Origin of the sequence: Rivularia sp. UHCC 0363, assembly GCF_034931125.1 — a bacterium.
Classification (GTDB): Bacteria; Cyanobacteriota; Cyanobacteriia; order Cyanobacteriales; family Nostocaceae; genus Rivularia.
Map to the genome: position 1 here is coordinate 24,720 of NZ_JAYGHM010000029.1, position 21,134 is coordinate 45,853.

General features: G+C 37.3%; 18 protein-coding genes. 1 reads left to right on the forward strand and 17 read right to left on the reverse strand.

The features are described from left to right. Positions 1 to 39: 39 nt before the first annotated feature. The 17 genes from VB797_RS17385 to VB797_RS17465 all read right to left on the reverse strand — a co-directional run bounded on the left by VB797_RS17385 (position 40) and on the right by VB797_RS17465 (position 18,315). Positions 40 to 1,056, reverse strand: a complete 1,017-nt coding sequence (locus tag VB797_RS17385; protein ID WP_323238975.1) for a sulfotransferase — start codon at positions 1,054 to 1,056, stop codon at positions 40 to 42. Continuing rightward, positions 1,056 to 2,324 carry a glycosyltransferase gene (locus tag VB797_RS17390; protein WP_323238976.1) on the reverse strand — a complete coding sequence of 423 codons (1,269 nt, stop codon included), beginning with the start codon at positions 2,322 to 2,324 and terminating at the stop codon, positions 1,056 to 1,058. Before VB797_RS17390 ends, VB797_RS17385 begins: the two co-directional genes overlap by 1 nt. Before the next feature lie 120 nt (positions 2,325 to 2,444). Further along, positions 2,445 to 3,806, reverse strand: coding sequence for an O-antigen ligase family protein (locus VB797_RS17395; protein ID WP_323238977.1), 1,362 nt, complete (start codon positions 3,804 to 3,806; stop codon positions 2,445 to 2,447). Positions 3,807 to 3,830: 24 nt separating this feature from the next. Further along, a complete protein-coding gene (locus VB797_RS17400) occupies positions 3,831 to 4,922 on the reverse strand; it encodes a glycosyltransferase family 4 protein (protein WP_323238978.1) in 1,092 nt (363 codons plus the stop codon). Between the two features lie 30 nt (positions 4,923 to 4,952). Then, a complete protein-coding gene (locus VB797_RS17405; protein ID WP_323238979.1) occupies positions 4,953 to 6,080 on the reverse strand; it encodes a glycosyltransferase family 1 protein in 1,128 nt (375 codons plus the stop codon). A 70-nt stretch (positions 6,081 to 6,150) separates the two neighbouring features. Beyond that, positions 6,151 to 7,260 (reverse strand): glycosyltransferase, encoded by a 1,110-nt coding sequence (locus VB797_RS17410; RefSeq protein ID WP_323238980.1) that lies wholly within the window; start codon positions 7,258 to 7,260, stop codon positions 6,151 to 6,153. Positions 7,261 to 7,361: 101 nt separating this feature from the next. Then, a complete protein-coding gene (locus VB797_RS17415) occupies positions 7,362 to 8,033 on the reverse strand; it encodes an acyltransferase (protein ID WP_323238981.1) in 672 nt (223 codons plus the stop codon). 98 nt (positions 8,034 to 8,131) lie between these two features. Then, positions 8,132 to 9,097 (reverse strand): hypothetical protein, encoded by a 966-nt coding sequence (locus VB797_RS17420; RefSeq protein ID WP_323238982.1) that lies wholly within the window; start codon positions 9,095 to 9,097, stop codon positions 8,132 to 8,134. A gap of 16 nt (positions 9,098 to 9,113) precedes the next feature. Then, positions 9,114 to 10,091, reverse strand: a complete 978-nt coding sequence (locus tag VB797_RS17425; RefSeq protein WP_323238983.1) for a glycosyltransferase family 2 protein — start codon at positions 10,089 to 10,091, stop codon at positions 9,114 to 9,116. Between the two features lie 267 nt (positions 10,092 to 10,358). Then, complete coding sequence (locus VB797_RS17430) at positions 10,359 to 11,546, reverse strand: glycosyltransferase family 4 protein (protein WP_323238984.1); 1,188 nt, start codon at positions 11,544 to 11,546, stop codon at positions 10,359 to 10,361. After that, positions 11,539 to 12,450 carry a hypothetical protein gene (locus VB797_RS17435; protein ID WP_323238985.1) on the reverse strand — a complete coding sequence of 304 codons (912 nt, stop codon included), beginning with the start codon at positions 12,448 to 12,450 and terminating at the stop codon, positions 11,539 to 11,541. Before VB797_RS17435 ends, VB797_RS17430 begins: the two co-directional genes overlap by 8 nt. A gap of 52 nt (positions 12,451 to 12,502) precedes the next feature. After that, on the reverse strand, positions 12,503 to 13,345 hold the full coding sequence (locus VB797_RS17440; protein WP_323238986.1) for a hypothetical protein: 843 nt from the start codon (positions 13,343 to 13,345) through the stop codon (positions 12,503 to 12,505). Between the two features lie 40 nt (positions 13,346 to 13,385). Next, complete coding sequence (locus tag VB797_RS17445; RefSeq protein WP_323238987.1) at positions 13,386 to 13,709, reverse strand: hypothetical protein; 324 nt, start codon at positions 13,707 to 13,709, stop codon at positions 13,386 to 13,388. 97 nt (positions 13,710 to 13,806) lie between these two features. Further along, the gene (locus VB797_RS17450; RefSeq protein ID WP_323238988.1) at positions 13,807 to 15,627 is read right to left on the reverse strand and encodes an ABC transporter ATP-binding protein; all 1,821 of its coding nucleotides are present in this window, start codon (positions 15,625 to 15,627) and stop codon (positions 13,807 to 13,809) included. 88 nt (positions 15,628 to 15,715) lie between these two features. Next, positions 15,716 to 16,138 (reverse strand): hypothetical protein, encoded by a 423-nt coding sequence (locus VB797_RS17455; RefSeq protein ID WP_323238989.1) that lies wholly within the window; start codon positions 16,136 to 16,138, stop codon positions 15,716 to 15,718. A 168-nt stretch (positions 16,139 to 16,306) separates the two neighbouring features. Beyond that, on the reverse strand, positions 16,307 to 16,858 hold the full coding sequence (gene cysC, locus VB797_RS17460; protein WP_323238990.1) for an adenylyl-sulfate kinase: 552 nt from the start codon (positions 16,856 to 16,858) through the stop codon (positions 16,307 to 16,309). Between the two features lie 146 nt (positions 16,859 to 17,004). Next, a complete protein-coding gene (locus VB797_RS17465) occupies positions 17,005 to 18,315 on the reverse strand; it encodes a glycosyltransferase family 4 protein (RefSeq protein ID WP_323238991.1) in 1,311 nt (436 codons plus the stop codon). 541 nt (positions 18,316 to 18,856) lie between these two features. On the opposite strand from VB797_RS17465, the gene VB797_RS17470 reads away from it, so the two are divergent. Then, a complete protein-coding gene (locus VB797_RS17470; RefSeq protein WP_323238992.1) occupies positions 18,857 to 21,031 on the forward strand; it encodes a polysaccharide biosynthesis tyrosine autokinase in 2,175 nt (724 codons plus the stop codon). Positions 21,032 to 21,134: the final 103 nt, after the last annotated feature.

The following is a 21,134-nucleotide window of genomic DNA, read 5'->3' on the forward strand; positions in this document are numbered from 1 at the left end:
AGAGGTATATAAAAGTTTATCTATTTAGCTAATGAATGGCTAGCGAAACCAACGCATGAGATATTGAAACACGGAACCACTAGTTTCATTATTTAAGTGGATAAAGTTTCGTATAGTCCAAATAGGCAATTGAAGAATTGAACATAAAATCCGCAAAGGCTCAATCATAGAAGATTGTTTTTCAAATCCAAATTGACTAATCTCTTTACTTGCAACAAGATTCATCCAAAAAATATCTTCACTTTTTAGAGAGGGACGTTCAGCAATAAGGAAACTTGAGTTATCTGGTGGTATCTTACTTGCTAGTTTGGAAACTGGATTTAGTAAGAAAAATTTTTGAACCTCATTTAGTACGGCTTCAGAATCACTTTTCATATCCTCTGTGCGAACAACTAATGTATTTTGAGCATAAGAATGTGTAGCGTATGTAGCAGCACGTATATAACCTCGCCAAAGCAAAGAACAAATTAGAGGATGATATAGTCTTTTAAATTTAGTTCGTTCGGGTTCTTGCCAACGGTCTCCTTGGTGTTTGTAAGAGAGCATAAAACCATAAGGTTCTCGAATCATAATTACGAATCGAGAATTAGGCATTGCTCTTATAATTCTATCAATCCAGTTAACATGATGGGGTGTTTTTTCAATAGTAATTTTTTTGCTTTCAGCTTCACATATTGTTTGACAAATTTTTTTAAATACTGATACTGGTGTAGGCACAAATTCAGTATTCCCAAAAGCTGTTGGAATCAGATTCTTTAAATTATTCGGAGTAATATTTTTGAGATTACCATTCCCTTTACCTAAAAAAGCTTCACAACCATGTTGAATTAATCTTGAGAGAATATTATCTACTTGTTTCTGACTATATGTTCCGTCTTCTTGTGGTTGAATATATGCTCTACCCCAAAATAAACTTTCACCAAATACTGCTGTATCAGGATGTTCATTAAGGCATTTACCTAGCCATGTTGTACCACCACGAGACATCCCAGTTATGAAGCGAGCAATAAAAATTGTCTGACTCATATTCTTACTTTCAAGTATTTTTGTTTCCATCACTTATTACGGTTCCTCCCTGTATTATTGGTATAAGCAACCAGAGAATCGTTAAATTGAAGGCAACTAGGCGGCTCTGTGCCACCAAGAATCCATCGGTAAACATTTGCCATGTCTCTTGCAACAAAATTCCATGAGTATTTAGTTTCTACTAAATTTCGTCCTCTTAAACCCATCCCTTGTCTTTCTTCTGAGGACATATTCATTGCCTCATTTAAAGCAATATGGAGTGACTGTTGGTTATCATCAATCCACCAACCACATTTATGTAGTTGTAAATCTTTCCAAGGAGTGCCTCTGGTAGTAATTACAGGCACACCGTAAGCTAGAGACTCTGCTATTACAATACCAAAATTTTCTGAGTGAGTTGGTAGAACAAATAAATCTGCATTACTTAAGGCAGAGGCTTTATACTCTCCTGAAAGCATTCCGGTGAAAGTAACATAATGTTTCAAATTCAATTTTTCTACCAGTGCTTCTAACTTCGATTGATATCCAGTTAAATCGGGCCCTGCAATAATTAGATGCCAATCCGAAAATTTTGTGGTAAGTGAATGCCAAACATTGAGTAAGTTATCCATACCTTTTTTAGGATGAATTCTTGATAAAAACAGCAACCATTTCTTATCAGCAAGTTCGGGAAATGTTTGAATTAAAATTTCTTTACTAGGCTGTTCTTCAAATGAAGGAATATTAACTCCATTGGGTATTAAGGCAATAGGTTGCTTGAATCCCAACTTGCGAATAGATTGCGCTTCTTCAGTTGATGTAGCATGAAAAGCGATGGCGCTGTTTAAATTTTTTCGTTCATACAAAAACCACGGAAGTGCTTTTTTATACCAATTATTCTTTAACGACCATGATTCAAGCATTCCTTCAGGAGAAATGATTAATGGTAGTTCATTTTTAACTGCTGCTTGACGGGCGTAAAGGTTAGGAAACATCCATAATCCGTGATTATGAATTAAGTCTAATTCAAGAGATGCTAACTGCTGCATAGCTTGACTAGCAATTGGCTGAAATCCGCGAAAATATTTTGTCAAAGTTGTTGCAGTATGGCTGTGAAGCTTTACGCCTTCGGCAAGGAGTTGTTTTCCACGCTGCTGATAGTTAAGGGTAAATAAGTGGCTATAAATTTGCTGTTTTGTTAAGGATTCAGCTAAATTAGTAACTGCATAAGCAGTGCCTCCTGTATGCTCATTAATACTAGTAACTACTTGACAAATATGAGGTTGCTTGATATTAGGTTTTAATTCTTTAGCGAGCATCTTTCTATGTATATCTTGAAGTTAAAAATTTCAATCATATATTCAGATTTATTTGGTAATGATTTCTCTAATTTATTATGAGAGATTAGGAACTATTTACGGATAGTTAATATTTTATTTTCAATTATTTGAGTAATATTCAAATTGGAGCTTTTTTATCAAAGTCCTTTGTGTAAAAGCTATATCAACTAAGTATTTTCCAAGCGATAAATACATTAACAATGCCATTAAAGAAAAGGTCAGATTTCCTAGTAGAAATGCCTCGAAAATACTGCCTACCAGAAGAGAAATTAAACCAGCGATGACAGTATTACACTGTAGAGAATAAATAGGTTTTCTTGCACTAATTTTATTCAGTCGAAGCATCATCTTTATACATTCGACACCGAACATAACCAAGGGTATGAATCCCACTAATCCTAAACTGGCTCCAGCTGCTAACCATGAATTTTCACCATAACCTAAGCGATCGCCATCTAAGGAAGCACCAAAAAATATATTATTCATGAACCCATTCCACATTGCCGACCAAACCTGTCCACGGGAGTTAGCTGTTGAAGCGAATCGACCAGCTAGTGCTGTTGAATCAGTTCCCAAAATTGACCCATCTGGACTTAGAAAAGGTAAGATAATAGCCAATACTATAGCCGCGAACAGTCCCAAGCGTAGCATAGCGCCTCCTCTTTGACGGTAGAAAAATAAAATTGACACTACCCCCATAATTGCTCCGGTTCGCGAACCTGTAAGAAATAAACCGAGCATAATAAAAACTAAACCAGTTATCCAGCAAACTTTTGCCCAACTCCATTGCTTTTGGCTTTCAATTAAGAACATAAAACAGGGAACAGTAGCCGCCAGTAAAACAGCAGCGTGCTGTGGGTTTCCCGTGGTTCCTAAAAGTCGTCCATGCACAAATGTAATTGGGTATATATTGATAGCTGCTTGGTAACTATTGGTAATAATAAATATTACACCTACCATCGCCAAAGACCAGACACCCAAGCGAAAATTCTGCTCGTCTTGTAACCACCTCGAAGGTCCCAAGCAGAGCATTAAGACAACCGCTCCAAATGTCAGAAAAGCTAAGAAAGCAAAGCTTATACTGCCGTAAGCCAAAGTCTTGATAAAAATTATACCTTGTACTAATAATAGATATTTAATTGGCGAGGCAAGAAACATCCTACGCCATCCATGCTGTTTCTTTAATCCCAGCATAAGGATTAAACCTAAAAAGATGATAGTTAAAGGTCTACCCATATCGCGTATCTGCTGCAAAGGAAAGACTAAAGCAGGAACTTCAGTTGTAAATTGATCTTGAAACTTTGACAAGGAAGCTGCAAAACAGCAAATTGTAAATAAGAACCAAGCAAGACGACGCGAACGTCCGGCTTGATAAACAATTAACAAACCGATGATAATACCTACTAACCCCAAAGGACTAGCGATAATATCAGCAAGCTTATTGATAAAGTTGGAACTCATTAGTTAAATTTTTAAACAATAGTTTTAGACAGAATTAAGGCATTTATCCGATTTGGCTTGTAGTTCGTTTATCATGTCTTGCCAACGACTCGCCCATAAATCAGCCCCATAGGCAGCCGCAAGTTGTTGAGAACGCTTTCCCCATATAAATAATTCTTCGTAACTATGATGTATTTTTAATAATGCTTTAGCTAAGGCTTCAGGGTTTTCAGGAGGAACAATCAAACCATTATAATAGGGGCGAATTACTTCAACAGCCGAACCACAAACATCGGTACAAACTATTGGTAAACCTGCTGCTGCGGCTTCAACTAATGCTAGAGGCCAAGGGTCAAATCTACTAGGTAAAATAAAAGCTCCAGCCTTAAGCCAAATATCTTGCATCTGGTTTGGTTGGACAAACCCTCGGTTGTCAATTCCTGGTTTTCCTTCCAGTTGCGATGCTAAAGACCCTTTGCCGCAGCATACCAAGTTCCAAGGTTCTGATACCTCCTCTCGATAGAGTTTGTAAGCCTGTAAGAGTACATCAAGAGCTTTCGTTTTAGCATAGCGACCAACAAATAGAAAAGAACGCAACCAAGAATTTTGCAGTCGCTTTTCATACAACGGCGACCAAGCATTAAAATCAATACCGTAAAGTCCGCGCCTAATATGAGCGGGTTCAATACCAAGGCGACGAGCATATTGCCAACTGCGTTCTCCAGTAACTACAATTCGGTTCATCTTTTGCAAGAAAGAACGTAGAGCAAAAGCAGCCAGGTGTTGTTTCGGGGTTCCCCACCAGGGGGTATCCATACCCATGATTTTGGCAGTTTCACGCAATTCTGGTGCAAAAGCTAATTTATTATAGGGTTTGTGCAACCAACCACAGAAAACTATTACATTTGGACATTCTTTTAATACTAAATTTTTGATTAAATTAGCATCTTGTCTTTCTTGCAAATCTAAGAGCCGACAAGGAATACCCTGCATTAATTGGTCGGAAAATGCTGTTTCCGTATTAGCTTTAAAGGCAATAACAAATACATCAATATCTGGTAAGTTATGTAAGGTTCGCCAGCAGGCTGCCATGTAACCAGAAATATCAGACCAACAAAATATAACTTTTATACTCATGGTTGCCATAGGAATTTATTTGAGCAAGCTTTAGGCAAACTGCTTTAAGGTACTTGCAACTCGCTCAACACATTGAGACCAGGTATATTTTGCTGCATGAACTTCCCCTCGTTGAATATATTCTTGACGTAAACTTGAGTTATTTTCTAAGTTAATTAGAATATCTACAATTTCATGGGTCGCCTCTGGATTAACTACAATACCAGCATCACCAACTACCTCTGGCAAGGAAGCGCAATTTGACACTATAGCAGGAATCCCAGCAGCCATAGCTTCTAGTGCAGGTATGCCAAATCCTTCATAGGGAGAAAGAAATAGCAGCGATGATGCACCCCGCAACAGACGGGGTAGTTCTTGATCTGAAACCATTCCCAGCAAAGTTAAGTTTGAACGTGTTTTTACTGCTTCAATATATTCGACTTCAGATTCACCCGCTACAACAATATGTAAATAACTTTTGCGCTGATGCAAAGCATCTGCTACTGCAAGCACGTTGGAAGCTCCCTTTTTACGACGCAAACCGCCAATAATAAATACATAAGGTGCTTCAACAGGTCGATGCAATTGTGTTGGATTAATTGAAGCAATATCAAAGAAAGATTGCTCAACACCATTTCCAACTACGACAATTTTCTGAGGATTTGCACCGAGTAAATTGACCATGCGCTGCTTAGAAAATTCTGATACCGTAAATATCACTCGACATTCAGATAAAGCACGGCGAACCCAACGCCCCCATTTATAGCTAAACCAGCGATGTTGCCAAGTTCCCGACCAAGGCAAATTTGGTTCAAATGCTTGAATGTCGTGAATTGTAACGGCTACGGGACATTTTGATACGGGGATGTAGGTTTCCATTGGAGCATAGAGCCAGTCTGCATCATTTGGTATATAGTTATCCATGCTGGGACTACCCCATAATTTCCACTTTCGTTCGGTAGCATTTTCTGCTGTAGGGAAGGTATGTTTGGGTAATTCGCGCAAAGGACATCGTGGATCGAGTTTATTCTCTGCAACTAACCATTGTTGAGAGAAAAATAGTTCTAAATTTACCCCTTCTTGTGCTGCGAGACCAAGCAAAATATGATTTATATGCCTACCTATTCCAGTACAAGGAAGATAGGTACGAGTGGGGTGAATGTAGGAAATGATGTTCATAAAATATTCAATATAAGATGATGTCAGAGCAAGCCTAAATTTTTCTTGCTTACATATCACAATTAATCAACTAAAAATTGTTGTACGTTGCTTCTAAAATCTCAATATTCCGAGATTTTATGTGATTCTCCATAACATATTTCAAGGCTGCTAAACTTTTATCTTTGATTGTATTAGGTTGTTCTAATACTGAGCTTAAACATTGAAAAAGATAATCTGTAAGAGTATTAGATGCTTGCTGGCGTTGTTCAAGTGAATTTCTCAGAATCCTCTTCACACCATGTCCTGTATCAACTACAGGCATATCAATAATCCATCCTCGTTCTGAACTATTAATTTCTATTAGAGCATTGATATTTGTAGTGATTGCAGGTAAACCATAACTAAAAAATTCAAGAACAGAATAGCCATAAGAGTCTAAATAAGTAGGTAGCAACCCTACATTACTAGAAGCAATTAGCTGCATTACTTCTTGATGACTCAATTCATTAAAGATTTTTATTTTACCCTTGCTTTTTTCCACCAACTGAAGTGTATGACTTAATTCTTCATCAGGTGCATCTAGGGGATAGTCTTTAGTATCCATTTTTGACACAATGATTAATTCAGCACTAAAACCAGATTCCAAAACTTTTGTAAAAGCTTTTACACATTCGTAACCTCCCTTACGGAAGAAGTCTCTGTCAATGAATATAAACCGGCAAACTTCAAATTCTTTTGCTAGTAATGAATCCTCATCTATATTTGCCTCTTGTGATGGATGTAGAAGCTGTAATTTTGGCAGAATTTCATCACCATAAGGACTATTTAAAAGAAAAGACTTTTCATAATTCATTACCCAAGAACTTAAGCAAAAAATCTTTCGACATTGCTTGCGAGCTAAATATTTTAAACGAGTATCGTCTGCACATGGGAGTTCCAGTGTTGTCACCCAAGGCTTCTGTGAAACACTAGCTGCATTCCAGAAATGATATCCGATACAGTTATCTAAACCAAAGTCATTATGTAAATTAATCCAGTTTGTGTTGGGTCGCTTTTTTAAACGTAAATGAGCAGCTGCAAGGTAGACATATAAGTCTATTGAACGACGAACTTCATAGTTAGGAAAATCTAAGGCAAAATTACGCTTCTCAGCGTATGTCATGTATTTTGTGCCAAGGATTTTTTTTGTGGGTTGCATAATAATTCATCTAAATTATAAACTTCTTTTGCTACCTGCATGGTAGGGGGAGCAGGAAAGCCATTTTGAATCATCCCGAATACAGATTATAGTAAGTATTTTTAGGGTTCCCATGAAATACCTTCTTTAATAATCTTCGCGGGTGAGCCACCAATTAAACAGTTTTCTTTTTCAAAAGCTTTTGTAACAATACTTCCTGTTGCCACAACACAACCATCAGGAATAACTACATCAGCCAGTATTGTGCAGTTACTTCCTATCCAACAGTGATTGCCGATCTTGATGCCAGAGGTTTTATTTTTTTTCTTCCCATCTATAATCAAGTGATGAATATTATTATCTAAGAATTCGCACCCCCAACTAACCAAAGTCTTTTCCCCTATTTCTAATTGATGCTTGATCAGGAATTTTGAAGCACCAACAGAGCAGCCATTCAAAATAATCTTTGCGGATTTACTAACTTCAATAATTGCACCTCTGGCAATAGAAGTTCTATTCTCAATAACTAAGCAGCCTTCTACATTAATATATGTTTCACTATTCCTTTGATAAAAAGGAACATGGTTGAGTCCAATTACCAAATCAGAATTAGTGGTTATATTTTTAATGCCTCTAAGGTGTGTCCCTTGGCAAAGCCAAATTTTCTTACGATAAATAAATCTTGATACTAACGAGTTCAAGATTGTAAATAGATAGATAGGATTTTTGATCTTTTTGTAAATTATGTAGATTTTTTTCATCGAAACTGTAAAAAGGCATTGATTAACAGCCATTTTTTTTGCTGAAAAAACATTCTCTAAGTAAGAATTATTTCCAAATTAATGGATTTTACATAATTTAACCTTTTTGGCAAAAAGATTAGGTTTCATTTCTAATATTTTATAATTTTATGATAAAGATTGTTAACAAATTGATTTGTTCTGATAGAAGAAAAAGGTAGCTGTAGCAAATATCTTAACCAGGTTCCTATTCTAGCTATTACATACTTTATTATTGGCTTACCTTGAAAATAAAATTTATCAAACAAGTTTTTCTGAGGCATTAAAGCATTTAGTTGATATCCTGCCCAATGGAGAATAACTAGCTGCTTTTTGTGGTCTAATCCACCATAATCCCAAATATAATATTTTCCATTTTGTCGATAAATTTTTCCTGGCTGTCTTACCCAAGCATTTTGACAAATTCCTCCTAAAACCTCAGCTACATGACCGTAACACACAGGCTTCATATCGCAGCAATAATTAATAAATGCTTGGTCTGTATTGCGAGGATTTAATTGTTCTCTTATTTGTAATGCTTCTTCAGCTAATTTTTCAAACTCTTCTAGTGAAAATAATCCTTTTTTTGAAATCCAGCGACCAGAATTAAAACCTCTAGCACCTCCCTTTTTTAATAAATTCTGACGCAGTTCTCCTGGTTCATAAACTTGATTGAGCGCACAATCATAGTGGAGAAATTCAAAATCATACTTTTCTAAAGCCAGGATTATCGGCTTTAAATCCGCAAGTACTAATTGGCGAGCATCTAAATACATGAATTTCTCAAGAGGTCCCCAAAAAGAAGCATAGCGTCTAAACCAATATGGACCAGTTGGTGTATGTCCTAATTCAAATGCTTGACCAATTGCTTCTAGACGTGCAAAAGATGAATCAATATATACTTCAAAATTGTAAGTATATTTTAGTTGAAGAAGGCGATCGCAATCTTCATTAAATGGGATTAAAATCAGCCGTAAATCTGGGTTAAAGGTTCTAAAGCTGTTTAGAAAGGCGATCGCCCAGTCGTAGACAACATCATTGGCTGAAAAGTAAACGCCGATTGCTGGTTTTTCTATCATAGCTGTATTCGTATTCTCAAGCAGGGCTAGGCTTCATCAAACCTTTGAGCTTTTGTGTCAAATATTCCGCTTTTGTTGCTCCTAATAGTTGTACAAGCATCGGATAAGGCGGGTTGCCTATAATGCAGTTTTGTGCATCGAGTTCCCGCGCAGTTTCAAAATAACTTTTCGATTCAACAATATATCCTTTCCTCAAAATTGCTCTACCATAAGCCCAAAAACGCCTAGCTAGAATTTTTCGCACATCAGGAGATAAAGTTTTAGTTTGTTCTTTGATTTTTCTACATTGTTGCTGGAGTATTTCAAAGTGAATCATGGCTCCTTTCTGACTCAAACCGCGATCGCTAATCCGATTAGTATCGCTATACTCGCGATATTGATAAACTGCTCCTGAATGGTAAACAAACTCCACACCAGCTAAAACTAAACGTAAATGCAAATCGTGTTCTTGTCCCTTCGGAATCAATGGATCGAATCCACCAATCTCTAACAAATAATCTCGCTTGTGTAGGGGACAAGATGTGAGCGGACACTGAGATAAGATATGAGAAACTGGATCTTCATTGGCTTTTCGGGGAAGAAGGGGGTTATTTGGTAAAGGTTTACCATCGCGATTAATCCAAATTGCGTCACCATAGATAATTGCTTTGCGCTCTGAAGAAAGTTGAGATGCTTTTTCTACTTGACGCTCTAAAGAATCAGGAAGAAGAATATCATCTGCATCGAGAAATTTAATATATTCACCTCTTGCAAGTTCCAAGCCTCGGTTACGTGCTTTGGGAGCGCCTTGGTTAGAGCTAGTTTCCCACTGAATATGATTCTCGAATAAACGGATAATTTCTAAACTTTTATCTGTGGAGCCGTCATCAATGACAATAATTTCTACATTATTGTAAGTTTGATTGACTGCGCTGGCGATCGCGTCTTCAATAAAAGGCTCGTTGTTGTAACAAGGTATAACAATTGAGACTAACTTATCTACTTCTCTCATCATGATGTCATTCTCGCTAACTTACAAATACTTTGGCAACCCTAAATTTATGGCGTTGCATATATCAATATATGAATCCTAAAAAATAGCTAGTGCCAGATTTTTACTTAATTACTTTTTCTGTAGGATAAATGACATTTTTAATATTGCTTAGGTTTTTTGAATAACATTATGAATATGTACAACGCCAGAAGTGTTGAATGTTAAGATTCTGAGCTTAAAACAAATGCAGTATTCTTCATGAGATTGTCTTACACAAAATTAACTTAGTCAATGATTCAAGCTGCTGATTAATCGGTCGATAGATATACCTAAATCAATTTTATCGCGCAAGCTCTTATCTCCTGAATTAATGCCTGGAGTCCTTATTTTGTCCGATCTATTTGATAATTTTAAGGCTTCATTAAGTGCTTCAGTAATAGAAGGAACAGGCTCTTCAGTATCGGTATCGACTAGTACTCCTTGAGGGCATAAACGAACCGCCTCAATAGCACCACCACTATTACCTCCAATTACAAAGTTGCCCAAATAAGCAGCCTCTGTAAAGCTGATTCCAAAGCCTTCAAAGTCAGTTCCATTAACTGAGTAATTCGGCATTATAAAAATAGAACTTCTTAACAAGAGGTTTTTCTTTTGTCCATCCGTCACTGCTCCTAAAAAAAATATTTTATCCTTTTTCTTAGAAGCCAAGTTATCCAAGTATTGTTTTTCAGACCCATCTCCAGCAATTAAAAAGTACACATTTTTATAAGTCTCGTCTAAATCTAGTTGAAGAAATGCCTCTATAGCAAAATGAATACCCTTTCGTTTAACAAGCCTACATACTGTAGAAATAACGATAGAATCATTTGGTAATATTTCCAAAGCCGCTATTTTTTCTATAGCCAAATTGTCTAATATAGAGAATCTTATTCCTGGATATAAAATAAAGTAATTATCTGGTTTGTGATTAGTAGATTCCTGGAACAGTTTCTTGGTGGCTAGCGAATTAAATAATATCTTTCTGCTCTTATTACAAATAAGATTTAGGAGACCAGGTTTTGTTTGGCTTAAGTGCAAAATTTCTTTGCCGTGAAATAAAACATGGAAGTTAGCCCCTACCAGAGAAGCAAGATAAATCAACGATGGCGTAAAAAGATCATCTACAAAACAAAATAGTATATGGCTCTTTTTTCGATATTTTACAATCATTATTGCCGATATAGCCATCAGGAGGTAAAAACTCAAAGCATTAATTTTTTTTGTAATAAAATTAATTGCTGTATTATTACAGCTTTTGATTTGCACATACGGTGAAATTATGGGCAAGCTGGTTTTTTCCGGTTGGCTTACAGTAGTTATTATTGTTTGAAGAATTCCCTTACTATAAAAATAATCTGCAATTTGCTTTGCAAATTCAGCAACTCCTCCAAGCATTGGCTGAAAGTCTGAGGAAATTACCAGCCATGATTTAGACATTTGTTAGCAAGTTCCTGAATATAAAATGGTCGTTTTCTGGTAAATTCCAGTAGCGAGATACCTGCCTCCACTTTATATTCCCCTGCATATAAGCTTTCTTAGGAGGTAAGATTTTAGGAAGTCGATCATAATCAAAATCCAACCCTACTTGAACGCTTACAGCAGATTGCAGAACCTTTGTAGGATTAGAACAAAAATCTTCAAAATTTATAGAAATGAATTGTTGTCCAAAAAATTTACGACCATCTTGTTCTACTTTATCAAAGACAATTGACCAGAATTTGAATAATCTATATGCAGCAGGAGATTGATAGAACTTTTCAGCTAGACTGTCATTTTTCAGAATTTGAAGGTGAAATGCGCTGAATAATTGAGATCCCATTACATCTTCCATATTCCATCTGTTAAAATCTCCTATTCTTGTCCAAAAGTTATTTTTTCGCTTTAAATCTCTAAAAAATGCCCCTTTCCCTGACTCATCACTTGGAAGTAAATGGGAAGTAACAAAACTTGCTGGTGATCTGTGCAGATGAATTAAGTATGTATCTGCTCCAACTACCTCCTTAAGAGATACAATTTTGTTCCAGCACCTTGTTGTATCAATAACTACGTCATTTTGAGTTTCTAGTAATTTCTGTAAATATAGTGAATGGTCACTTGATAGGTTACTTTTTAGTTCATCTAAAGGATATATAGGATAAAATGACTGCCAAAACTCTTCACGATAAATTTCTAAAAAATTAATATACTCCTGATAAACTTTCTTCTCATGTTCTCGAGGGAGTTGAGCTAATTTCGGATTGAAAGGCTCGTCAAAACAGATAGCTTTTGTCACTTCACGAAAACATTTCCAGAAGATGGTAGAGCCTGACCTTCTCAAAGCAGTTATAATAACTTTTACCATAAATGATTTTTTACTTGATTATAAATTACTAATAAGTTAATATGTCCAAGTCTTAAATTTTATTTTGAGATTGGGCAAACTCATATAATTTTAAATCCTGACGGCAAAGTTCATTGATTTGCAGGAGTTTTTGCTCATCGAAGAAATTCAAAAAAATCTCCTTTTGCTGGTATGAGCTTAACTTATATTCTGATTTATTTTTAACTTCTATAGTTATTTTTTTGCCAATTGCTTGATATATGTTTTCCGAAAAATCATCTAATTTTTCTAGAAATCCTACCACTTCAAAGTATTCAAGATTTCTCATCGCTCTTGCTAAAGATTCCTGACTACCTAAATCATAACTTCCTCTTTCATCTAGGTAAGCTGAAAGGATGTTAGCATGAAACGCAGCGAGTTTGGATTCAATATAATTGTTCCAAATTAAATTTATCTCATCTGTATTAAGGGGTTGCTTGAGAGAGTTATATTTTGTTCCAACGGAATACTTGAATTGAGAAATAAACCTTTCACATGGATATCTTAATACAGTCACAAATACATAATCTTTGGGATTTATAAGACAGTCGTAAATAACTGGAAAGTGTCCAAAGATGAAAGGCTTCTCTTCTTGAATAAATTCAAAGAAGATTGCTTGACGAATGTGAAATAGCAGTGATGAACCTTCAGCTTGCTCCTGATCACCTAAAATCAATTGTGCTAGTTTGCGAGTACGTATTGGATCAACATATCCTTCCCAACCAGTGTGAATAGCTGAAGCAATAGCCGAACTTATAGATGTTCCTCCACACTTTGGTATATGAAGGAAAACAACTTTCTTCTGACTCAAAGTGTTTGCCAACTTTCGAGAGGTACTCTCAATGTTCCTTAAAAATTTTACAGCAAGCGTATTCATGGTTTAGTGCAAAGTTCTATAGTTTAGTGAAATTTTGAAATTAAAGGTTTATTCCTTTTATTTTCCATGAATAATAAGATTCAATAGCATCAAATGGGTTACGAATGATATGTATTGCTTTTGTATATCGAGAAGAGTCTAATTGATGAGTTGTAGTTTTTATAACAATACCTTCTAAGCCTCTTGTCATAACGCGATCATCATATATCGAGCCAGTTTTTACTCCGGTAGATTCTTCAATTAGAAAACGGAACCAAGTATTTCCGCTTCTAGGGAAGCTTGCGAGTGCAATACGATGATTTTGAGATAATTTAGTCAAGAAAGTTTTAAGCTTCCATTTTGTTAGGTTGTAAATATCACTCATGCTTTTGATTTAAATAACTGTTGAATTTTGAATAAAATATTCTTCATAGTAAAGAACCATCAATTCGCGTAATCAAAAGTCGCATTTATAAAACCGCTCAAGCCGCAACTTTACTACTCTGCAATTGCCAATAGCGTGCATAGCGTCCACCTTCTTGTAAAAGCGAAGTATGACTTCCTTGCTCCACAACCTCCCCTCGTTCAAGCACCAAAATTTGATCGGCTTTGGCAATTGTCGAAAGCCTGTGCGCCACCACAATCACTGTGCGTTCCTTTTGAAACTGTTCTAATGCTTGCTGGATAAACTTCTCTGACTCGCTATCTAATGCACTCGTTGCTTCATCCAAAATCAAAATCTCCGGCTGCTTAATCAGCGCCCTGGCTAAAGCCAATCGCTGCCGCTGCCCACCCGATAGCCGATAACCTCGCTCACCTACTACGGTTTCATACCCATTAGGTAACGCCAAAATAAACTCATGAGCTTGAGCTGCTTTAGTTGCCTCAATCACCTCATCCCGGCTTGCATCGGCGCGACCGTAGCGTAAATTCTCTAAAATACTATCATTAAAAATAAACGTATCTTGACTCACCACCCCAACGTGTTGCCGCCAGTCTTCCAGGCAATAGTCCGCCAAGGGTTGGTCATTTACCATAATTTGCCCAGTCGTCGGCTGATACAGCCCGATCAACAAATCCACAATAGAAGACTTTCCTGCCCCCGACTCCCCTACCAATGCTGTCACACGGTTATGTGGAATCTTAAAAGTTAAATCTTTCAAAACGAAAACATCATTGTTGGTGTAGGAAAGACTAACCGAATCAAACTCAATATCTTTCCTAAGACTCGTAAACTTGGAAACACCCGAATGCTCGAACTCCTTATCACGCCGATCTAAAATTGTCTCTAATCGCAACATCCTGGCACTATTATCCACAAACTGTGTAATCGTATTTGCCGTCGCTTTTAAGCGTGCCGACAACCTTTGTAATGCCAGTAAAAAGGTTAATAACATGGGTAAAATCGCCGATTGTTCCTGCTTAAGCAACACCGCTGAAGCTGCCAAAATTGCTAGAGCTACCATCGGTAAAGTATCTAAAATCGGCTCTGGCAGATAAAAGATAAATGCCCGCTTTTGTAATTGTTCTTGTGTTTTGCCCAAGAGTTGATTCGCCGCTGCTACCGTCAGTTGCTGGGTACCAAAAGTATGCAACAATCGCAATGCCTGAATGCTCTCGGTAATATACTTAGCTGATTCTACTTGGGTTGCCGTTACCCGCTTCACTACCCGTCTTAATCGAGGAATCAGTTTATACTGCACAAAAGCCACAACCAAGGTGAGCAATGCTGCCGCCACTGCTAAGATTGGCGATAGGTTAATAATTACCACAAGATACATCAACGAAAATGATAAGCCGACTACGATCTTATTTAGCTGATCTATTTGCCGATCTACTGCCAAAGCCGCATCATTGGCAAACAGAACCAAGTCACCGACTTTATAGTGACTCACACAACCATAGCTAAAGGTCATAATTCGTTCAAACACTTTACCTGTTACATAGGGCTGTGCTTTTGCTGACAGGTAAGCCACCGATACTTTATTTGCATAATTACTTAAACTTAGAAATATCTGTAGTAAAACTGCCCCACAGATCAAGGCTAAAAACATCTGAAGAGGCGGCAGTGGCAGAATCGTGGAGAGTGTTTCAACTATTCCCGAATCGCTTGGTGTACCAGTGTCACTATCTGCCGTCAGATAAGCAACCGCCAGATAAATCACCCCCAGGGTACTTCCTTCTAACAAGGCACTCAGCACGTTGGTAACTAGATTAATCGCAATTAACCCCCAATTTCGTTGCGCCGTCTCTGTTACCAAACGATAGGCTGGCGATCGCAAGTTACTAATGAGTTTTTTCACAATTAACAAGAATTAGTCAGCAGGTAAGAATTATTTTTAAAACGGAACCATATAGCGAAAATCCTGATATTTAACATTTTAAATAACCTTAACTTATAACCCCAAAATCCTTCACACATCCAACCCCCCTCGCCTGCCTGCGCGTAAACTCACTCACAGAAGGATTACCTCCCGCAGAAACTACCCCATCAACCTGCTGCCAAAGCTCCTGGGATGCAACCGAAACCCTATATTTACGCTCTTCAACTTTCTTAACGTAATACCACTTAGTTTGCTGACATTCTTCGCACCAAAAAGCCTCCAACCACTCTCCCGCAAGAGAAACGGCTGTCTTACTCTGCACCAACATCATCGCACTGCGGCGACTCATACCACGCTGCTGCAACTGTCCAGCGCGATCGGCAAACAATGGATGCTTTTGAGATACACTATCGAGATAACACTCATGAATTGGACAGTAAATAGCTCTTTTTTGCGAACGATTCCGATTTCGGTTACACCTCTTCCCCACTTGGACCCTCCTCGTTAATAGATACTAATCACACAAGAAAAAGGTTACGTTGGAGGGACTGAGATTCAACGTCAGTTACGACAGAACCATCAAAGCCCAACTCCTAAATCAACACATTCTATTTAATTAAATTTATTTATAACTTACTCAATAGCTATAAAAACTTATCTATATCTGATACTCAACCGCAACCCGCACATAACCCAACTCTTCCAAAGCCCCAATCACCTTAAAAGCACTTTCCTCAACTGTTTCCTTCCCACTCTCACAAACAACTTCAGGATTCAAAGGAACCTCATAAGGGTCATCTATACCTGTAAAACCCTTGATTTCTCCACTTCTCGCTTTAGCGTACAATCCCTTAACATCTCGCGCTTCACACAATTCTAAAGGTGCATTAACATGAACTTCGACAAAATCTTTGTTAATAGCTCGGATTTCATCTCTAATATCCTGATAAGGACTAATCATAGCCGCAATGACCACAACTCCATTACGACTGAGCAAATTAGCGACAAATCCCACCCGACTTACATTTATATCCCGGTCTTTTTTGCTAAAACCTAATCCCTGAGACAGCCAAGTTCTGATTAAATCGCCGTCCAATACTTCAACTTGACAATTTCGAGCTTTAAGTTCTGCTTCGATACGTCTGGCTATTGTAGTTTTACCCGCACCGCTTAAACCTGTCAACCAAACTGTTACACCTTTGTTGTTCATGATTTAACTCTGACAAACTTGGAATTTACTCTAGATATGTTTTTAGCAGTGATTTTACTGATTAATTACCCTAAAAAATTAATTTTATACAAACAATAAAAAATTAATCGCTGCCCATTGGTAGATGTGGCAGATGCACTTTTCCCTTACAAAACCGCTTGCAACAATACATCATAGTACTGCTTAGAAATCACCTCGGCAGTGAAATAAGACTCTGCATATTCACGCGCCGCGTTGCCTGCGTTTTGCGCTAAAATGCTGTCCTGACTCAACTTGCGGATATACTCTGCTAATTCGTAACTATCTCCATTTTCAAAGGTTTGACCGCAATTTCCATCTGCAATCAACTGTTTTAAATAGGAATGCTTTGGACAGATAACTGCAACTGGTCTTCCTGTGGCTAAAGCCGGATAAAGTTTACTAGGAGCAACTAAACTTTCCATACCTGCATCTACGCTTACTAAGGATAGATCGCAAGCCGTCAACGAGTAAGGTAAATCCTGCCGTTGTTGATAGGGAAGAAACAAAAAGTTTTTTAAACCTATTTTTTTTACCTGCTTGACAAGTCCTTCGCGTTTTGCACCACCACCAATACATACAAACTGAATCGGTTCATTTTGCAAATACTTAGCAGCCTCTAACATAGTCTGTATATCATGGCATCTACCCATGTTGCCTGAGTACAGTACTGTAAATTTATTTACAAGCGCGTGTCTGTGAGCGAACCAATTATCTTGTTTGGCAATGGGTACAATCTTTTGAGTATTTGCCCAACTGTGAATTACAGATATTTTATCGGCTACTTCCGGATAATTTGCTATTACCTGTTTCTCCATCGCAGGACTAAGAACGATGATTCCGGAGGCTTTTCGCAATACTCTTCTATTTACAGCCTGCCATAATTTAGTTAATAAATGTTGTTTTGGGACTACATCGAGAGCAACAGCAATATCTGGATACAGGTCATAGAGTACGCAAATATAGCTGAGTCCAAATAGGACATGAGCTAAATACCCTAAAACAGGTAAAAAGGGAGGGGCTGTAGTTAGCAAGACTGTATTGCGATCGCGAGCCGCCAAAACCAAATACAGTGCTGAACGTAGAGTAAATAATACTCCATTTATCGCTTTACCGCGAATTCTTTTAGACCAAACTTGTGTAGTGCGCGATCGCTTTATTTTCACTCCTCCACTAAATTCCACAGCAGGAGCATTATTTTTCTCAAAAGCATATCCAGGTTGTCCTGTAAATACTTCGATATCTACACCCTGTTTGTCTAAATGCGTGACCAACTCTTCGATTAACTGTCCTGTGGGAGCGTAATCTGGTGGAAAAAATTGGGTGATCACAGATAACTTAATTAACTGTCCAATTTTTATAAATTTCTGATTTACATCTTGGAGTTCATTGTATTTATTTGGAAAAGGTGTTTTTAACCTTTCGGTAGATTTGGTCATTTATCTTTTACCAAAAATTTGATAACGCTTTATATTAATTTGCCCAAATAAATATAATTTATAACAGGGTAACGAAAAGTTTACATATCTTCGACTTTCCTAATCGTTGATTAAATTAAAAATAATCAATTAAATCATTCATTGCTAATACGGCAAATAAGGCGATCGCAATCAAAAATTCCCTAATTATTTTTGTAAGTAGCAACTATTGAAGAAATTTTTTCTCTAACTATTTATATAAATTAGTAATGAATAATACTTCAGTAAATATACTTGCTTTTAAAAGAAACAGTAATATTAGCTAAAATACTGCGTTTAAATACCGATCGTCTTAATTTTCGTTAAGCTACTGCTCTTCGGTGGTACCAATAGTTAATATTCGTAAAAAACTTAAAATCTACGTAAATTCAAGGAAGTCATCAGGTTGCAAGTAAGGTTAACATTTTGCTTTAAAGCGCTCTGAGTCTCAGTGTCATTCGCTGTTGGCTTCCAGTTTTTATGCTCTCGTATGATTTAGATTTTTAGTAAGTGTGAAGAAGCAATGGAGACATATTCTTTCAAACCCTCACCTGGTAATCGTGATACAGACTATGCACCTCAGTTGCTTCAAGCTCAATCTATACCTTGGACGGACACTGAAGACGATTGGGATTTGCGTCAATTCCTCAGTATTCTGAAGCGACGAAGTTTAGCAATCCTTGGGGTTTCTTGTCTTGTGATGACTGGTGTTGTGGCTTTTACTCTCAACCAAAAACCACTATATGAAAGTAAATTTCAAATCTTAGCTGAACCTGTCAACAGTGAAGAAAGCGACTTACCCAAACTTATCGAAGGAAGTTTAAATAAAACAGGACTGGATTATGAAACTCAGATTCAGGTACTTAAAAGTCCTGAGTTGATGACAAAAATTGTTGGGGAGTTGCGAGCTTCTTATAAAGATATTGACTATGAATCTTTGATAAGGTCTCTGCGGATTATTCGGTTGGGTGACACCAAAATTATAGAAGTAGCTTATCAAGCCAATGATAAGGTTAAAACCAAAACTGTATTAGATAAACTCGCTCAAGCTTATTTAAAATATAGCCTGGAAAATCGCCAAACTAACTTGCGTCAGGGTGTGGATTTTGTTGAAAAGCAATTACCACCCATCCAGGAACGGGTAAATAAAATTCAGGAAGAACTCCAATCATTTAGAGAGAAACACGATTTTCTCCAGCCAGAAACCCAATCGGCACAAATTGCTAGCGAATCACAACTCTTATCACAACAGCGGGTAGCTGCTAATCAACAATTAGCAAAAGCCTACTCCTATTTTAATAGTTTACAAACTCAACAAGGAGCCTTAGCGGTACTAAATGACGCACCTGTTTATCAACAATTAATTTCCCAGCTACGTGAATTAGAGATTCAAATTGCTGGTGAATCAACCCGCTTCCGCGAGAACAGCATTCCTATTCAAAATCTACGAGAGAAACGGCAAAAATTGCTACCTTTGCTGAGTCAAGAAGCGCAGCGAGTTTTATATATTAAACGTGCCGAAGCAGCTTCCGAGCTACAAAATTTACAACAGCAAAGTCAAGTGCTTGGTGCAACAGAGCAACAACTGAATAAAAAAATTGAGCAATCCCCATCTATTAACCGAAAATACACCGAACTAACTACACAATTACAAGTAGCAACCGATAGCTTAAATCGTTTTTTAGCTACTCGTGAAAATCTACAAATTGAAGCCGCACAAACACAAATTCCTTGGCAATTAATTCAAGCACCAATTCAGCCTGAAATCCCCATATCCCCAAGCATTCCGCGTAATTTAATTTTGGGATTTGTTGCTAGCGCTATTTTAGGAATTGGTTGTGGATTATTAATTGAAAAGCTAGATACTCGATACCATTCCATAGAAGCTTTTAGAGAAAATATTAGATTCCCACTTTTAGCAAATATTCCTTTTGAAAAACAGTTACCATACGGTCAGAAACAACTTGCTTCAGAAGAAGATCGTGTTGACGAAACCATAAATATACTTCCGCAAAGCAACTCAGATTTTGCGAAAATTGTTCCGCATCGTGACACAGCTATTCAGCAATATGGTGAATCATCAAGATTTTCGGAAGCATTTCGAGTACTACACACTAACCTTCAATTACTCAGTTCTGATGAAGCGATTAATTCTTTAGTTATTAGTTCGTCAATGTCAGGAGACGGTAAATCTACAGTTGCATTTAATTTAGCGCAAACAGCTTCTGCTATGGGAAGACGAGTATTATTAGTAGATGCAGATATGCGCCGACCGCAAATTCATAATTTATCTAATTTAAGCAATCTTTGGGGATTAAGTAATTTAATTTCCGGAAATATGCCGATAGAAACAGCTATCCGGGAATTACCTTCGATCAGTGGATTATCTGTAATCACCGCAGGACCCATACCTCCCGACCCCATAAAGCTACTTTCTTCACAAAAGATGAAGCAAATAATCGAACATTTGCACTCTACTTTTGATTTGGTAATTTATGATACTCCTCCCCTAGTGGGTTTAGCGGATGCTAATTTACTTGCACCCTACACTAACGGTGTTGTACTTGTTGCCAGAATACATCAAACAGACCGTTCGGTAATGATGCAAGCTGTAGATAATTTGAAAATGGCTCGAACCAATGTATTAGGTATGGTGATTAATGGAGATAAAGCTATTAAACCTTATAGCTATTATTGATTATGGGGGATTGGTAATTGGTACAGGACTTACGCGATTGTCATAAGACTCGGATGGTGCGTGACACTAAAAACCTGATTATTGCGTTAAAAATCAATCAAAG